The sequence below is a fragment of the Streptomyces sp. NPDC051136 genome (assembly GCF_044455745.1).
GTDB lineage: Bacteria > Actinomycetota > Actinomycetes > Streptomycetales > Streptomycetaceae > Streptomyces.
Genome location: NZ_JBITFE010000008.1, coordinates 359,751 through 376,031, shown reverse-complemented (window position 1 = coordinate 376,031; position 16,281 = coordinate 359,751). Strand labels below are relative to the sequence as shown.

Below are 16,281 nucleotides of genomic sequence, written 5' to 3'. Positions count from 1 at the left end.
CCCGGTCCCGCGTCGGGGCCCACGCCCGCACTGCCGCGCCGGGCCACCGCTCCGGGCCCTTGGACTGCCGCCCCGCACCATCGCCCCGGGCTCTCGCACGGCTCCACCCTCGGGTGGAGCCGTGCGGCGGACCGGTCTCCACCCATGATCCACCCGGGCTCCGATCCCGTGACCTCGCCGCTTCCGTAACGTCGAAGACGCCGGCGGGACCGCTGCCGGCATCACCTTCTCCGCTCAGGGAGGCACGATGTCCGGGCTCGTCGACGCGCTCGCCGTCACGGCGGCGGCCGTCCTGGTGATCGTCCGCCAGTTCCGCGCCGGCCGGATCGACACCGACCGGCGCTGGTGGGTGCTGCCCGTGGTGCTGGGCATCGTCGCACTGCGTGAACCGGGCGTGATCGACACCCACCACCACACCGCCGCCGTGCTGCTGCTCGCCGCCGAGCTGCTCATCGGCCTGGTCACCGGCGCCGGCTGGGCCTGGACCACCCGCATATGGGTCGAGTCCGACGGCGGTGTGTGGGGCAGGGGCAGCCGGGCGAGCGTCGCCGTGTGGACCGCGGGCATCGTGCTCCGCGCCGGTCTCTACGGGGTCGGAGCGGCCCTGGGGGTGCGGCAGGACAGCTCCGCCCTGCTGCTCGCCCTCGCGGCGACCCTGCTGGTCCGCTCCGCGGTCCTGGCCTGGCGCGTCCAGGCCGCGCGTCCGGCCGGTGCACCGACCCCGGCGTACCGTGACCGCGTGTCCCGGCCGGCCCGGAAGGAGCCCGCGTGACGGAGAACGTCTGGACGAGGTGGCCTTCCCGGGAGGCGCTCCTGCACGAGGGCGTCTCACGCCCCCGGCGCCTGCTCGCCCGGGGGGTGCGCCTGGTCGTGCTGGGGGCGCTGCTGTGGGGCGCGTTCACCAGCAGCCGTCTGCACGGCTGGGGCTCGGTCGCGGCGGTCGTCGGCCTGCTGGCCGCGGTGTGCGCCGCGTATGCCTTCTTCCGGACCACGCTCGCGCATCGCCTGTGGCCGTCCCTCGCCCTGGTCGCCGTGCTGCTGGCGATCGCGGTCGGCGCCCGGTCCGTCGGCTTCGGCGTCCCCGCTCTGGTCATCTGGTGCGGGTGCGCCGTCATGGCCCTGGAGCGGATGCCCGTCGCGGCGGCGCTGCCCGTGATCTCGGTGGCGCTGCCCTGCTACGCCGTGGCCAGCGACGACGCATGGCCGGCCACGGCGGCCACGGTGGCCGGCCTGATTCTCGCCGGTTACGTCCTGCGGCTCGACGCCGAGGCGCGGGGCAGCGCGCAGCGGCTGCTGGCCCAGGAGCGGGCCGCCCGGGCGGCCGAGGCCGAGTCCGCGGCACTCGCGGAGCGGGCCCGTATCGCCAGGGAGATCCACGACGTGCTGGCGCACAGCCTCTCGGCGCAGCTGGTGCACCTGGAGGCCGCCAGGCTGCTGATCGAGCGGGACGCCGACCGCCGGCAGATCCTGGACCGGGTGGTGGCGGCACGCGGGATGGCCCGGGAGGGACTCGCCGAGACCCGCCAGGCGCTCTCCGCGCTCCGTGGCGATCTGACGCCGCTGGAGGACTTCCTGGCCCAGCTCGTCGACATGGCCGAGGGCGCGGCGGACGTCACCATTACGGGGGATCGCAGACCGCTGCCGGCCGAGGCGTCGCAAGCCGTGCGCAGAGTCGCCCAGGAGGCGCTGACGAACGCCCGCAGGCACGCCCCCGGCGCCCGGGTGCGGGTGCGGCTGGAGTACGGCGCCCACGAAGTGATGCTGGACGTGCGGGACTCGGGGGGCCCGTCCGGCGAAGGCACCGGCACCGGAGGTGGGTACGGTCTGCTGGGCATGCGGGAGCGTGCCGAGTTGCTGGGCGGCTCGCTGTCGGCAGGTCCGGGCGAGGAGGGGTTCGTGGTGACGTTGAAGGTGCCCGTATGACGGAGGAAGGCGAGCAGAGGCCCGCGCGGGTGGTGGTCGCCGATGATCAGACCGTGGTGCGCGAGGGGATCGTGATGCTGCTCGGACTGCTCCCCGGAGTGGAGGTCGTGGGCGCCGCCGGAGACGGCGAGGAGGCGGTGCGGCTCGTCGCCGAACTCGCGCCGGACGTGGTCCTGATGGACCTGCGCATGCCCCGATGCGACGGAGTGGAGGCCACCCGCCGGATCCGGTCCGAACACCCCGCGACGCAGGTGGTCGTGCTCACGACGTACGCGGACGACGCGTCCGTGTTCCCCGCGTTGCGAGCGGGGGCGCGCGGTTATCTCACCAAGGACGCGGGCGGGGACGAGATCGTCCGGGCGGTGCACGGCGTGCTGTCCGGGGACGCGGGACTTGCTCCCAGCATCCAACGGCGGCTGCTGGAGCGCCTTTCCGAGTCCGAGTCCGAGCCGCGGCCGACGGGGCCTCCCGATTCCTCGGACGGGCTCACCGCGCGGGAGACCGAGGTGCTGGTCCTCATCGCCGAAGGGTTCAACAACCAGCAGATCGCGAGCAGGCTGCACGTCTCACCGGCGACGGTGAAGACGCACATCAACAACCTGTTCGCCAAGACCGGCGTCAAGGACCGTGCGCAGGCGGTGCGTTACGCCTACGGGAAGGGACTGGTGCGGCCACCGAGGGGATGAATCACCTGATGGGGTGAAGTGCGTGAGGAAGATGTGTCGGGGCTCTTCCCGTTCTGTCCATCCTTGGGCATGCAGTCAAGCAACGATCGGCTCCGCGGCACCGGGGGCGGTCCCGAGCGCACGGCCGACCACCGCGCCGTACCGGGCAGAGCCCCTGTCGAGACGGCCCCGGACGGTGGGTACGCCGACCCGCGGTACGACGACCCGTGGTACGACGCGCTCGCCTCGGGGTGGGGAGAATCGGCCGGTCCCGGAGCCCCCGAGCCGACGCTGCCGTCGATGCGCCGGGACGTCGCCGCGGAGCCGTCCCGGGCCGCGGCCGCCGACGTGTATCTGGAGGTCCAGCGCAGCGCGGCCTTCCAGGAGGTCCGCAGCCGGTACCGGAGGTTCGTCGTGCCGGCGGTCACCGCCTTCTTCCTCTGGTACGTCGCCTACGTGGTGGCCGCCACCACGGCGCCCGCCCTGATGGCCCGGCCGGTGGCCGGTGCGGTGAACGTGGCGATGGTCGCGGGGCTCGGGCAGTTCCTGACCACGTTCCTGCTCACCTGGGCCTACGCGCGGCACGCCCGGCTGCGCAGGGACCGGGCCGCGCTCGAGCTGCGCTGGGACACCCAGGAACTGACGCGCGGCGTGCGAGGCGGTGCGTCATGACGGGAGACCACCAGGCGCTGGCACTGCTGCTGTTCAGCACGTTCGTAGCCGTCACGCTCGGCATCACCACCTGGGTCGGCCGCCGTCGGCAGGGGTCCGCCGAGGAGTTCTACACGGGCGGCCGTCTCTTCTCGCCGATGGAGAATGGTTTTGCCATCTCCGGCGACTACATGTCGGCCGCCTCCTTCCTCGGCATCTCGGGGCTGATCGCGCTCTACGGCTACGACGGCATGCTCTACTCGGTGGGCTTCCTCGTGGCCTGGCTCGTCGTGCTCTTCCTGGTCGCCGAACTGGTCCGCAACTGCGGGCGGTTCACCCTCGCGGACGTCGTGGCCGCCCGGATGAGGGAGCGGCCGGTCCGGATCGCGGCGGGTACCTCCTCGGTCACCGTCTCCGTCCTGTACCTGGTCGCGCAGATGGTGGGTGCGGGCAGCCTCGTCGCGTTGCTGCTGGGCGGGACGTCCGAGGCGGCGCGGACGTGGACCGTCATCGGTGTCGGCGCCCTCATGGTGATCTACGTGTCACTCGGCGGGATGCGCGCCACCACCTGGATCCAGATCGTCAAGGCGGTCCTGCTGCTCGGCGGCACCGTGGCGCTGACCACGCTCGTCCTGGTGCGCTTCCACGGCGACGTCGACCGGCTGCTGCGCACGGCGGCCGAGCGCAGCGGCCACGGAGAGGCGTTCCTCGCGCCGGGCCTGGCCTACGGCGGGGACTGGGTCTCCCGCTTCGACTTCATCAGCCTGGGTCTCGCCCTGGTGCTGGGCACGGCCGGGTTGCCGCACATCCTGTCCCGCTTCTACACCGTGCCCACCGCGCGGGCCGCGAGGCGGTCCGTGGTCTGGTCGATCGGCCTCATCGGCGGCTTCTACCTGATGACGATCGTCCTCGGATTCGGTGCCGCCGCCCTGATCGGCCCGGACGCCGTACGCGCGTCGAACGCCGCCGGGAACACGGCGGTGCCGCTCCTCGCCCTGGACCTGGGCGGCGGCGCGCACTCGACCGGCGGGACGGTCCTGTTCGCGGTCGTCGCCGCCGTCGCGTTCGCCACCATCCTCGCGGTGGTCGCCGGCATCACCCTGGCGTCCTCGGCATCCGTGGCCCACGACCTGTACGCGTCCCTGCGGCGTCGCCACTCCAAGCCGCGCAGCGAGGTCGCCGTGGCGCGGGTCGCCGCGGTCGGTATCGGCGCCGTCGCGATCGGGCTCGGGCTGCTCGCCCGCGATCTCAACGTCGCCTTCCTGGTCGGCCTCGCCTTCGCCGTGGCCGCTTCGGCCAACCTGCCGGTGCTGCTCTTCTCGCTGTTCTGGCGCGGCTTCACCACCCGGGGCGCGGTCTGGGCGGTCTACGGCGGCCTGGTGCCGTCCGTGGTGCTCGTGCTGCTGTCCCCGGTGGTCTCCGGCAGCCCCCAGTCGCTCTTCCCGGGCGTCGACTTCCAGTGCTTCCCGCTGCAGAACCCCGGCCTCGTCTCGATCCCGCTGGGCTTCGTCGCCGGCTGGCTGGGCACGGTCACCTCGCCGGAGATCCCGGACGAGGCCAAGCACGCCGAGACCGAGGTGCGGTCGCTCACCGGGGCGGGGGCCGCATAGGGCGGCCCACGGCGTGCCGTCACTCCGGCCGGCCTCGACGGTTTTGGTGCCCGAGGGGCGTCTCAGGCGCGGGTCGCCCACGCGTAGCGGTGCTCGGGTCGGCCCGCCTCGCCGTACTTGAGGGTCAGTACGGCCCGTCCGGTGCGTTCCAGGAGCTTCAGATAGCGCTGCGCGGTCTGGCGGCTCACCCCGGTCCGTTCGGCGATCTCCTGGGCGGAGAGCGGTCCGTCGGCCTTCAGCAGGCACTGGCGTACCAGTTCGGCGGTGGTGGGGGAGTGCCCCTTCGGCAGCCCCGGCTCGGACGGTGCCGACAGGGCGCCGAAGATCCGGTCGACCTCGGCCTGTTCCGCCTCACCGCCGCCGTCGAGTGTGCGGCGCAGCTGCGCGTACGCCTCCAGCTTGGCGCGCAGACCCGCGAAGGCGAACGGTTTCACCAGGTACTGCAGGGCGCCCTGGCGCATCGCCGCCTGCACGGTCGACACGTCCCGCGCGGCCGTCACCATGATCACGTCGGTCTGCACGCCTCGTCGCCGCATCTCCCGGACGACCTCCAGACCGGTCCGGTCCGGCAGATAGTGATCCAGGAGGATCAGGTCCAGGCGGGGCAGCCGCTCCACGGCGCCCAGTGCCTCCAGCGCGCTGTGTGCCTCGGCGGCGACGTGGAAGCCCGGCACCTTTTCGACGTACGCGGCGTTGACGCGCGCAACCCGCGTGTCGTCGTCCACGACCAGGACCTCGATCATCGGGACTCCTCCTCGACGGGGGCGGGGGCGGGGGCAGGGGCGATAGCGGCGGCGGCGGCCGCGGGGACGGTGGGAACGGGCTCCGGGCCGGGTTCCGTCAGGGCCTCGGGCAGCGCCACGACGAACTCCGCGCCCCCGCCGTACGCCTCGCCGACGGTGGCGCTGCCGCCCTGCCGTTCGGCCAGGCGGCGCACCAGGGACAGCCCGATCCCGCGTTCGCGGTGTGCCGGAGGTTCCTTGGTGGACCAGCCCGCCGTGAACACCAGCTCACGGTGGTCCACCGGTATGCCGGGTCCCGTGTCGCGCACCGTCAGCGTGGCGGCGCGCCCCTCGGCACGCAGCTCCACCTCCACGCGCGCGTGCGGCGTCCCCGCCGCGGCGTCGAGGGCGTTGTCGACCAGGTTGCCGACGATCGTGACGAGCCCTCCCGGGTCGACCAGACGGTCCGGCAACCGCGTCCGGTCCGAGACCCACAGCGCCACCCCGCGTTCGGCCGCGACGGTGGCCTTGCCGACCAGCAGGGCGGCGAGGAGGGGGTCCTGGATCCGTTCGGTGATCTGTTCCGCGGTGACCCGGTGGTCGCCCACCACCTCTCCGACGAACTCCACGGCGTCGTCGAACATCTCCAGCTCCAGCAGCCCCAGCAGCGTGTGCATGCGGTTGGCGTGCTCGTGGTCCTGCGCCCGCAGGGCGTCGATCAGGCCGCGCGTGGAGTCCAGCTCCCGGCCGAGCTGCTCCAGCTCGGTGCGGTCGCGCAGCGTGGCGACGGCGCCGCCGTCGTCGGTGGGCATCCGGTTGGCGACCAGGACCCGCTGGCCGCGTACGGTCAGCAGGTCGGTGCCGGTCACCCGGCCGGCCAGGACGTCGGCGGTGCGCCCCGCACCCAGTGCCTCGTCCGGGAACCGGCCGATCGCCTCGCCGCCGATGCCCAGCAGGCGTTGCGCCTCGTCGTTGAGCAGCCGCATCCGGCCCCCGCGGTCAAGGGCGACGACGCCCTCCCGGATGCCGTGCAGCATGGCCTCGCGCTCCGCCAGCAGGCCCGCGATGTCCGAGAAGGCCAGGTCCCGGGTCTGCCGCTGCACCCGGCGCGAGATGAGCCAGGACGCCAGGGCGCCGACGGCCAGCGCGCCACCGGCGTAGGCGAACAGGCCGGGGATGGCGTGGATCAGCCGCGCCCGGACGCTGTCGTACGCGATGCCCACCGAGACCGCCCCGACGATCTCGCCGTCGCTGTCGCGCAGCGGCACCTTCCCGCGGGCGGAGCGGCCCAGCGTGCCGTCGTCGATCTCCATGATCTCGCGGCCGGACAGCGCCTGGCCCGGGTCGGTCGAGACGACCTGACCGATCCGCTCCGGGTCGGTGTGCGACCAGCGCACGCCCTCGCGGTCCATCACGACGACGTACTCCGCCCGGGTGGCCTCGCGGACCCGTTCCGCCTCCCGCTGCACCGGTCCGTCGGCCGACGGCCGGGTGGTCCGCAGGTCCCGTACGACCTGCGGCTGCTGAGCGGTGGTCTGCGCGATCGCCAGCGCCCGGCGCATCGCCTGGTCGTCCAGCTGGTCGCCGAGCGGCGCGAGGAACAGCCCGGTCGCGAGCACGGCGACACCGGCGGCGATCGCCAGCTGCATCAGCAGCACCTGCGAGAACACCCGCCGCGGCAGGCCCAGGCGCCGTCGGCGGACGGGGGGAGTGGAGCTCATGGCCACGACGGTACGTGGGAGGCGCGGCGGGCCCCAGGGGGGTGTGGCGCATCTATCGCCGGCGGCGCCCGGGCCTTCGGCGGCGCCCGGGCCTCCGGCGGCACCCGGGCCCGCAGCGTCAGCTCGCCAGTACCGCCGGCGCCGACAGCGCGCGCACCGCGGTGACCTCCATCCGCGCCGGTGCACCCAGCACCGACGCTCCGCAGCTCTCCGGGCGCGGCGGCTGCGAGGCTCCCTGGACGACGGTGACCCGCCACCGGCGGCCGTCCGAATGGGCCAGGGTCACCTCCCAGCGTGGTGCGGCGCCGTCGGTGCGTACGACGGTCAGCGCCTGGGCCGCGTCCTCGTCGACGGCCGACCGCAGGGCCAGCTCGGCCGCCTGGCCGGGGCGCTCCCAGGCGGAGTTCCCGCGGCAGCCCTCGACGGCGATCCGGCCCTCCCGCGCACCGTGCAGGATCTCCTTGACGACGTGGGCCTGGACCCGGCCGTAGACGTAACCGTGCGGCAGCACGAGCACGGTCGGCGAGAAGCGGTGGCCGCCCAGGTGGGTCACCTCCCAGACGCCGTCGGCTCCGGACGCGGCGAGTTCGGCAGCCAGGGGCCTGCCGAGAAGGGCGCAGCACCGGTCGCGTTTTCCGTTGGTGCAGACGAGGGCGAGCGGATCGCCCGGGTGCGGGGCGCCGCCCAGCACCGAGTCGAAGGTGCGGCGATCGCCCCGGCCGAGTGCCGCGAAGTCGAGATCGAGCAGGCGGCGGGGGTCCTCGATCGTGGCGCCGTGCAGCCACACGTCGCCCGGCACGGTGTGGGCCGCGTACACCCTGCGCTCGGCCGGCGCCCCCTGGTCCGCGTGGCGCCCGGGACGGCGGATGAGGGCGACGCGCACCCCCGTTCCCTTCGCCGCGGCGTCCAGGGCGCGGCCCAGCGCGGGGTCCAGGTGGCTCGCGGTGAGCGCCTTTGCGCCCCACGGCCCGGGCTGTTCGAGCAGCAGCCAGGTCCTCGCGACGGGTGCGGTGCCCGGAACGGGCTCGTCGAGGTCCCGGGAGACGACTGAGCACGTACTCACAGAGGTGAGCCTAACCTGACTTAGGCCGCGACCGCTTCCGGCCGCGCCCGGCCGCTACTCCGGCAGAGGACGCGGCGGCCTGGGCCCGCTGTACAGCCCGCTCGGCCGCATCCGCAGCGGGCGCTCCCCGTACTCCTCCAGGGCATGGGCGATCCAGCCCGCCGTACGGGCCACGGCGAAGATCGTCTCTGCGGCGCTGGGGGCCATCCCGGACGACGCCGTGAGTACGGCGAGCGCCAGGTCGACGTTGGCGTGCAGCGGGGTGTGGCGGGCGGCGGTGGCCTGGACGTCCCGGGCCGCCGCGAGCGCGGGCGCCGCCCGGGGGATGTCCTCGAGCAGCCTGAACAGGGCACGCGCGCGTGGGTCCTCGCCGGGGTAGAGCCGGTGGCCGAGTCCCGGAACGCGCCGGCCGGCCCGCAGCTCCGCCGCGACCACCGGAGCCGCGCTGCCCAGGTCGAGGACCTCCAGCAGCATCCGGTGGGCCAGTCCGCCGGCGGCGCCGTGCAGCGGTCCCTCGATCACTCCGAGCCCGGCGGACACGGCGGCGTAGACGTGGGCACGGGCCGACGCGGCGACCCGTACCGCGAGCGTGGAGGCCGCCAGGTCGTGGTCGGCGAGGAGGCAGAGCGCCGTGTCGAGAGCACGCAGGGACGGCTCGTCGGCCTCGTGCCCGCTGAGCCTGCTCCACAGGCGGTGGGCGATCGGGGCCCCGTCGTCTCCATCGGGCGGCACGGGCGGCACGGGCGGCAGCGCGGCGACGAGGGAGGGGATGAGGACGCGCGCCGTGTCCAGTACCGCGTCCTCGGACAGGTCGAAACGGAGCGGGTCCGCGACCGCCGCGGCGATCGCCGCCACCCGGAGCCGGTCGGCCGGGCCGGCGTGTGCGGGCAGGGCGTCGACGGCACGGCGGGCGACGGCCACGGAGGGTTCCGGGGCCGAGAAGGCGGCGCCGGAACGCAGCCGCCCGGTCCAGAGCCACTCGGCCACCTCCTCGTAGGAGTGCCGCGCGGCCAGTTCGACCGCGTCGACCCCCCGGTAGTAGTACCGGTCGCTCTCGATGAGCGTGAGCCGGGTGCGCACGGTCAGCTCCTGGCCGGTGGCCGCGGCCCCGGGGGCGGCTCCGTCGCGCCGGTTGCGCCGGGCGAGGGCCCGGACCTCGTCGGCGTCGAAGGTGCTGCCCCGACCGCCGGGTGCGCGTCGGCTGCCGAGCTGGCCGCGGCTGACGTACGCGTAGACGGTCTCGGGCTTCACCCCGAGCAGGTCGGCCGTCTCCCTGGTGGTCAGGCGCCGCTCGGTGCCGTCGGAGGAATGCTCGGGCTCTTGATCGCGCATGGGCTCACCGTATCGATCCGGGCCCGACTGTGTTGAGTCGTGGTGAAGTCATGTTGATTCAATCAATATTGACAGGCTACTCGTCAAGTATGGACAGTTGAGTCAAGTTCGAGGAGGTAATCATGTCCACACACAGGACCGAAGCCGCCGCACGGCCCGCCGCACAACTCGTCGAGGTGCCGCGCGGGCTCGCCGGGGTCGTGGTGGCCGACACCGAGGTCGGCGACGTGCGCGGGCTCGAAGGCTTCTACCACTACCGGCAGTACTCCGCAGTCGAGCTGGCGCAGAGCCGCGCCTTCGAGGACGTCTGGCATCTCCTGGTCCACGGGGAGCTCCCCGACGCGCGACGCGCGGCCGCCTTCGCCGCCGAGACGGCGGCACTGCGGCGGCTCCCCGACGCGGTGCGCGGGGCGCTGCCCGCCATCGCCGCCGCCGGCGGGCGCTCCGGTCCGCTCGCCGGGATGCGCACGGGCCTGTCCCTGCTGGGCGCGGCCCTGGGCTTCCGCCCGGTGTACGACCTGTCGGCCGACAGGCGGCGGCAGGACACGCTGGCAGCCGCCGCGGCCGTACCGACGCTGCTGACCGCGCTGCACCGGCTGGGGCGGGGGCTGGAGCCGGTGGAGCCCCGCGAAGACCTGTCGTTCGCCGCGAACTACCTCTACATGATGACCGGCGAGGAACCGGACCGGGAGCGCACGCGGGCGATCGAGCAGTACCTGATCTCCACCATCGACCACGGGTTCAACGCGTCGACCTTCACCGCGCGGGTCATCGCCTCCACCGGAGCGGACGTCGCGGCCTGCCTGGCCGGTGCCGTGTCGGCGCTGTCCGGTCCCCTGCACGGGGGCGCCCCCAGCCGGGCCCTGGACACGCTGGACGCGATCGGTACGCCCGGCCGCATCGACGCGTGGATCCGCGAACGGGTGCTCGCCGGCGACCGCATCATGGGTTTCGGCCACGCGGTCTACCGCACGGAGGACCCGCGCTCGCGGATGCTGCGCGAGGTGGCGCGGCGGTTCGGCGGCCCCCGTGTGGAGTTCGCCGTCGAGGTCGAGCGGCAGGTCGAGGTGATCCTCGCGGAACTGAAGCCGGGGCGCGAGCTGCACACCAACGTCGAGTTCTACGCGGGGGTGGTCATGGAGCTGTGCGGCCTGCCCCGAGAGATGTTCACGCCCACCTTCGCGGCGGCGCGGGTGGTGGGCTGGAGCGCGAACATCCTGGAACAGGCGCGCGACTCGAAGATCATCCGGCCGGTGGCACGGTACGTGGGGCCGGGGGCGCCGGAGGCTGTGCCGGCGGCCGCCTGAGGAAGACGAGCGGCCTGGTGCCGTTCGGGCGCCAGGCCTGGTCGGGGGAGCGTCGAGCGAGGACGGGGTGCCGGGCTGCTCGCCGGTGGTGGTCCGTGTGCGGTCGGCGGTGGGTACGGCCACGGACAGGGGTGACGTCAGGCGTCGGGGATGTCCGCCTTCGCCCGGATGAGGGTCTCCCGGCTGATGACCACGATGCGTTCGTAGTCGGCCCGGGCGGCGTCGGCGGGAAGCTCCCGCTCCAGCGCCTCGGTGGCCTCGGTGCCGATGACGGCGAAGTTGCCGTCGCTCAGTTCGAACAGGTCGGGGCAGGTGGATCCCGAGTTACTGCCCCGGGCGCTGGGAGGCACACCGATGCGGCGCACGATCTTCAAAGGTACCGGTCCTTATGAGTCTCCGGAGTGATGGTGAGCACACGCTACTGGCGTCCACGAGGCAGACGTGACGGGATGGCCGAAAAACACTCCGTCGTGTCGCGGGCCCGGGCACATCGACCTGGGCGCCCGGGCCCGCGGCCCGCACCGTCAGTCCGTCGGCGGGGTCCCCACGACCCACCATTCGTCGGTGTCCGCCTCGTCGAGGTCCTGGACGAGGCCGTCGACCATGCGGCCCAGACGGGCTTCCTCGGACGCCTCGTTGAGGGAGGCGCGCATGTGCGCGGACGCGCCCCAGTACTCCCGGAAGACGGGGCTCTGGAAGAACTCGCGCAGGGTGCGGTACAGCTCCTCCCGGTCCAGCAGGCCTGCCCGGTAGCAGTGGTACAGGTACGTGTACCAGGCGTTCGCGTAGAGGAACTGCCGGCGCCGCGCGGCCGGGATGCTCTTGTCGTACGTGTCGATGACCTCGGCCAGCGAAGGGTCGTTGATCGCCCTCGTCAGCAACTCCCAGTGCATACGCTGCTGGTGCCGCATCGCCTCGCGCCTGAGCGCCGACTCCTCCAGACGCAGTTCCCGTTCGTCCAGACGTGTCCTGGCCAGTCGCCGCTGCCGCGCGGCCGTCAGCACCCCGGCCGCGGCGGAGCCGAACCTCCCCGTGACGTTCTTCCGTGTGACCATGTCAACCCCCGAATCAGGCGACCGCCCGCCGGACGTCGAGTGCGGGTCGGCTGACGGGGGCCGGCGAGCGATGGGCGGTGCTGCCGCCTCCAGGGTGCCGAGCGGCGCTGACCGGCGGGGAGGCGGAGAGGCGGCGCACGGAGGGAAGCGAGGGTCGCACGGTCCGGCGCCATGCAAAACGTCTGCCCACCAAGTGCTGCTAACAATCGTTCACTCCGCGCGGACTGTCCCGGCTCGTATCCTGAGCAGGCAATTCCGTACGTGGACGTACGCGCCGCCGCGGACCGGCGTACGCGTGGGTGAGAGAGAGGTCGCACGGTGGGGCAGCGCCCGACGTCGCAGCAGATCCCGGTCGTCGTACTCGCCGGATTCCTCGGTTCCGGGAAGACCACCCTCCTCAACCACCTCCTCCACCGCAGCGGAGGCAGCCGTATCGGCGCCGTCGTCAACGACTTCGGCTCCATCGAGATCGACGCGATGGCCGTCGCGGGCGCCCTCGGCGACTCCACCGTGTCCCTCGGCAACGGGTGCCTGTGCTGCGCGGTCGACGTGAGCGAACTCGACGGGTACCTGGAGCGGCTAGCCCGGCCCGAGGCCGGCATCGACGTCATCGTCATCGAGGCCAGCGGCCTCGCCGAACCGCAGGAACTGGTGCGCATGCTGCTCGCCAGCGAGCAGCCGGAGGTGGTCTACGGCGGGCTCGTCGAGGTCGTCGACGCCGCCGAGTTCGACGACACGCGCGCCAAGCACCCCGAGATCGACCGGCACCTGGCCCTGGCCGACTTGGTCGTGGTCAACAAGACCGACCGGGCGCCGGACGCCGAGCGCGTCCTCGCCCTGGTGCACTCGCTCGGCGACGGTGCCGCCGTCGTGCCCGCGACCTACGGGCGTGTCGACCCCGCCTTCCTCTACGACTGCCGGCCCAGCGAGGAACGGGTCGGACAGCTGTCCTTCGACGACCTGCACGACCACTCCGAGAGCGGCGCCCACGCCGGACACCTGCACGCCGCCTACGACACCCTGTCGTTCGTCTCCGACCGCCCGCTCGACCCGCGCCGGCTCATGCGCTTCCTCGACAGCCGGCCCGAGGGGCTCTACCGGATCAAGGGCTACGTCGACTTCGGCCCGTACGACCCGCGGAACCGGTACGCCGTCCACGCCGTGGGACGCTTCCTGCGTTTCTACCCGGAGCCCTGGGAGTCCGCCGATGCCACGGAGGGCGACGCCGCGCAGGCCGGGGACGCCGGCGGCGTCCGCCGCACCCAGCTCGTCCTCATCGGCACCGGCATCGACGCGGCGGCCCTCGGCGAGGAACTCGGCGCGTGCCGCCGGGACGCCGACGCCCCACCCGCCGACGAGCACGGCATGTGGGGCGTCCTGCGCTACGTGACCGACGGCGAGGACCCCGACGGCGAAGAGCCGGGGGGAGAAGAGCCCCACGGCGCGGAGCCGGACGGGGAAGTCCTCGGCGACGGCACCCTCTAGGCCGGACCCGCCACCACCGCCACCGTCTTCGGCAGCGACACGCCCGAGCCGTCGCGGCGCGGGTCGATGTCGGGGAGCTGGGCGGGCGTGCCGTTCCGCTGAGCGGCGAGCGCCGGAGTGGCACCCGCCCAGGCGAAGGCCAGGCAGTCCTCGCCCTTCAGGAACCGCTGGCAGCGCACGCCACCCGTGGCCCGGCCCTTGCGCGGATACTGGTCGAACGGCGTCAGCTTGGCCGTGGTCTGCACGGAGTCGTCCAGCGTGCCGCGCGATCCGGCGACCGTGAAGACGACCGCCTCGGCGGCCGGGTCCACCGCCGTGAAGGAGATGACCTTGGCGCCGTCGGCGAGCTTGATGCCCGCCACACCGCCCGCCGGACGGCCCTGGGGCCGGACCTGCGCGGCCTGGTAGCGCAGGAGCTGCGCGTCGTCCGTGATGAAGACCAGGTCCTCCTCGCCGGTGCGCAGCTCGACCCCGCCGACGATGCGGTCGCCCTCCTTGAGGGAGATGACCTCCAGCTCGTCCTTGTGGGAGGGGTAGTCGGGCACCACCCGCTTGACGACGCCCTGTTCCGTGCCGAGCGCCAGCCCCGGCGAGGACTCGTCCAGCGTGGTCAGGCAGATGACGTCCTCGTCGTCCTCCAGGGACACGAACTCGGCCAGCGGCGCACCGCCCGCGAGGTTCGGCGTCGGCATGGACTCCGGCAGCTGGGGCAGGTCCACCACGTTCACCCGCAGCAGCCGTCCGCCGGACGTCACCACGCCCACCTCACCGCGCGCCGTGGCCGGCACCGCCGAGACGATCAGGTCGTGCTTGACGCGCTTGGCGCCCTCCTCCGTGACGAGCGGCTCACCGTTCGCGGTGCGGGCCAGCAGTCCCGTCGACGACAGGAGCACCCGGCACGGGTCGTCCGCCACCTGGAGCGGCACCGTGGCGACCGGGGCGCCGCCCGACTCCAGCAGCGTCGTGCGCCGGTCGGTGCCGAACTTCTTCGCCACCGCCGCCAGTTCGGTCGAGACCAGCTTGCGCAGCTCCGCGTCCGAGTCGAGGATCCGGGTCAGCTCCTCGATCTCCGCGTTCAGCCGCTCCTTCTCGGACTCCAGCTCGATGCGGTCGTACTTCGTCAGCCGGCGCAGCGGCGTGTCCAGGATGTACTGGGTCTGGACGTCGCTCAGCGAGAAGCGCTCCATCAGGCGCTGCTTGGCCTGCGCGGAGTTCTCGCTGGAGCGGATGAGCCGGATGACCTCGTCGATGTCGACCAGGGCGGTGAGCAGGCCCTCCACCAGGTGCAGCCGGTCGCGCCTCTTGCCGCGGCGGAACTCGCTGCGGCGCCTGACGACGGTGAAGCGGTGGTCGAGATAGACCTCCAGCAGCTCCTTCAGGCCCAGGGTGAGCGGCTGGCCGTCCACCAGGGCGACGTTGTTGATGCCGAAGGACTCCTCCATGGCCGTCAGCTTGTACAGCTGCTCCAGGACCGCCTCGGGCACGAAGCCGTTCTTGATCTCGATGACCAGGCGCAGACCGTGCTCGCGGTCGGTGAGGTCCTTGACGTCCGCGATGCCCTGGAGCTTCTTGGCGCCGACCAGGTCCTTGATCTTGGAGATGACCTTCTCCGGGCCGACCGCGAAGGGCAGCTCGGTGACGACGAGCCCCTTGCGGCGGGCGGTCACGGTCTCCACGGACACCGTCGCGCGGATCTTGAACGTGCCGCGGCCCGTCTCGTAGGCGTCCCGGATGCCGGGCAGGCCGACGATCCGTCCGCCGGTCGGCAGGTCGGGACCCGGCACGTGCTTCATCAGCGCGTCCAGATCGGCGTTCGGATGCCGGATCAGGTGCCGGGCCGCCGCGATCACCTCGCGCAGGTTGTGCGGCGGCATGTTGGTGGCCATGCCGACCGCGATGCCCGAGGCGCCGTTGACCAGCAGGTTGGGGAAGGCGGCGGGCAGCGCCACCGGCTCCTGCTCCTGGCCGTCGTAGTTGGGGGCGAAGTCGACGGTGTCCTCGTCGATGGACTCCGTCATCAGACCGGCGGGCTCGGCCATCCGGCACTCGGTGTACCGCATGGCGGCCGGCGGGTCGTCGTTGCCCAGCGAGCCGAAGTTCCCGTGGCCGTCCACGAGCGGCACCCGCATCGAGAAGGACTGGGCCATGCGCACCAGCGCGTCGTAGATCGACGCGTCGCCGTGCGGGTGCAGCTTGCCCATCACCTCGCCCACGACACGGGCGCACTTCACGTAACCGCGCTCGGGCCGCAGCCCCATCTCGTTCATCTGGTAGACGATGCGGCGGTGCACCGGCTTGAGGCCGTCGCGGGCGTCCGGCAGCGCACGGGAGTAGATGACCGAGTACGCGTACTCGAGGAAGGAGCCCTGCATCTCGTCGACGACGTCGATGTCGAGGATCTTCTCCTCGTACGGGTCGTCGGGCGGCGGGGTCTTCGTACTACGGCGGGCCATCGCTGCCGGCTCCTTGCTGAAGCGTGAACGGTGATCTGACGCCGTCCATTGTGGACTGCGGCACTGACAGCGACCGACCAGGACCCGTCACGGGCTGCCGGCCCGGCGCTGCCCGCAGGGTACGCCCTCGGCCGGGCCCGCCGTCCGCGGCCGCCCGCAGACCGCGCTGCCGCGCCCGGCCGACCGCGTTTCTCGCTCTCGGCGTACGAGGGCCGGGAACTCCACCGGCGGCCCGCACGCTTGCATACAGTGGCGGGACCGGCGGAATTCCGCAGTTCCGCCCAGTGATTCACC

General features: G+C 73.1%; 14 protein-coding genes. 7 read left to right on the top strand and 7 right to left on the bottom strand.

What is annotated here, in order from left to right; translation table 11 throughout:
- The first annotated feature begins 247 nt into the window (after positions 1 to 247).
- The 5 genes from ACIBCJ_RS24560 (at position 248) to ACIBCJ_RS24540 (ending at position 4,849) form a co-directional block, all read left to right on the top strand.
- Entirely contained in the window at positions 248 to 772 is a 525-nt protein-coding gene (locus ACIBCJ_RS24560; RefSeq protein WP_362101349.1) for a DUF1453 domain-containing protein, read from the top strand.
- On the top strand, positions 769 to 1,923 hold the full coding sequence (locus ACIBCJ_RS24555) for a histidine kinase (RefSeq protein ID WP_365978434.1): 1,155 nt from the start codon (positions 769 to 771) through the stop codon (positions 1,921 to 1,923). The genes ACIBCJ_RS24560 and ACIBCJ_RS24555 overlap by 4 nt, the downstream gene beginning before the upstream one ends.
- Positions 1,920 to 2,609, top strand: coding sequence for a response regulator transcription factor (locus ACIBCJ_RS24550; RefSeq protein ID WP_362101342.1), 690 nt, complete (start codon positions 1,920 to 1,922; stop codon positions 2,607 to 2,609). The genes ACIBCJ_RS24555 and ACIBCJ_RS24550 overlap by 4 nt, the downstream gene beginning before the upstream one ends.
- Before the next feature lie 69 nt (positions 2,610 to 2,678).
- Positions 2,679 to 3,260 (top strand): DUF485 domain-containing protein, encoded by a 582-nt coding sequence (locus tag ACIBCJ_RS24545; RefSeq protein ID WP_365978433.1) that lies wholly within the window; start codon positions 2,679 to 2,681, stop codon positions 3,258 to 3,260.
- Positions 3,257 to 4,849: a cation acetate symporter gene (locus ACIBCJ_RS24540; protein ID WP_362101336.1), complete on the top strand. Its 1,593-nt coding sequence runs from the start codon at positions 3,257 to 3,259 to the stop codon at positions 4,847 to 4,849. The genes ACIBCJ_RS24545 and ACIBCJ_RS24540 overlap by 4 nt, the downstream gene beginning before the upstream one ends.
- A 62-nt stretch (positions 4,850 to 4,911) precedes the next feature.
- Here ACIBCJ_RS24540 and ACIBCJ_RS24535 read toward each other — a convergent pair whose 3' ends face one another.
- The 4 genes from ACIBCJ_RS24535 to ACIBCJ_RS24520 all read right to left on the bottom strand — a co-directional run bounded on the left by ACIBCJ_RS24535 (position 4,912) and on the right by ACIBCJ_RS24520 (position 9,687).
- Positions 4,912 to 5,592, bottom strand: a complete 681-nt coding sequence (locus ACIBCJ_RS24535; protein WP_365978432.1) for a response regulator — start codon at positions 5,590 to 5,592, stop codon at positions 4,912 to 4,914.
- Positions 5,589 to 7,292: a sensor histidine kinase gene (locus ACIBCJ_RS24530; protein ID WP_365978431.1), complete on the bottom strand. Its 1,704-nt coding sequence runs from the start codon at positions 7,290 to 7,292 to the stop codon at positions 5,589 to 5,591. Before ACIBCJ_RS24530 ends, ACIBCJ_RS24535 begins: the two co-directional genes overlap by 4 nt.
- Before the next feature lie 118 nt (positions 7,293 to 7,410).
- On the bottom strand, positions 7,411 to 8,355 hold the full coding sequence (locus tag ACIBCJ_RS24525; RefSeq protein WP_365978430.1) for a sucrase ferredoxin: 945 nt from the start codon (positions 8,353 to 8,355) through the stop codon (positions 7,411 to 7,413).
- Between the two features lie 54 nt (positions 8,356 to 8,409).
- Positions 8,410 to 9,687: a citrate synthase gene (locus tag ACIBCJ_RS24520; protein ID WP_362511133.1), complete on the bottom strand. Its 1,278-nt coding sequence runs from the start codon at positions 9,685 to 9,687 to the stop codon at positions 8,410 to 8,412.
- A 122-nt stretch (positions 9,688 to 9,809) separates the two neighbouring features.
- Between ACIBCJ_RS24520 and ACIBCJ_RS24515 the strand changes: the two genes are divergently transcribed.
- Positions 9,810 to 10,994 carry a citrate synthase/methylcitrate synthase gene (locus tag ACIBCJ_RS24515; RefSeq protein WP_365978429.1) on the top strand — a complete coding sequence of 395 codons (1,185 nt, stop codon included), beginning with the start codon at positions 9,810 to 9,812 and terminating at the stop codon, positions 10,992 to 10,994.
- Between the two features lie 137 nt (positions 10,995 to 11,131).
- Here ACIBCJ_RS24515 and ACIBCJ_RS24510 read toward each other — a convergent pair whose 3' ends face one another.
- Together ACIBCJ_RS24510 and ACIBCJ_RS24505 are read right to left on the bottom strand one after the other, a co-directional pair.
- On the bottom strand, positions 11,132 to 11,368 hold the full coding sequence (locus ACIBCJ_RS24510; RefSeq protein ID WP_007387735.1) for a hypothetical protein: 237 nt from the start codon (positions 11,366 to 11,368) through the stop codon (positions 11,132 to 11,134).
- Positions 11,369 to 11,518: 150 nt separating this feature from the next.
- On the bottom strand, positions 11,519 to 12,049 hold the full coding sequence (locus ACIBCJ_RS24505) for a DUF6082 family protein (RefSeq protein WP_365978428.1): 531 nt from the start codon (positions 12,047 to 12,049) through the stop codon (positions 11,519 to 11,521).
- A 318-nt stretch (positions 12,050 to 12,367) separates the two neighbouring features.
- On the opposite strand from ACIBCJ_RS24505, the gene ACIBCJ_RS24500 reads away from it, so the two are divergent.
- Positions 12,368 to 13,534, top strand: coding sequence for a GTP-binding protein (locus ACIBCJ_RS24500; protein WP_365978427.1), 1,167 nt, complete (start codon positions 12,368 to 12,370; stop codon positions 13,532 to 13,534).
- On the opposite strand, the gene ACIBCJ_RS24495 is transcribed toward ACIBCJ_RS24500, so the two are convergent.
- Entirely contained in the window at positions 13,531 to 15,987 is a 2,457-nt protein-coding gene (locus tag ACIBCJ_RS24495) for a DNA topoisomerase IV subunit A (RefSeq protein WP_362511142.1), read from the bottom strand. The two genes, ACIBCJ_RS24500 and ACIBCJ_RS24495, sit on opposite strands and share 4 nt — an antisense overlap.
- Positions 15,988 to 16,281: the final 294 nt, after the last annotated feature.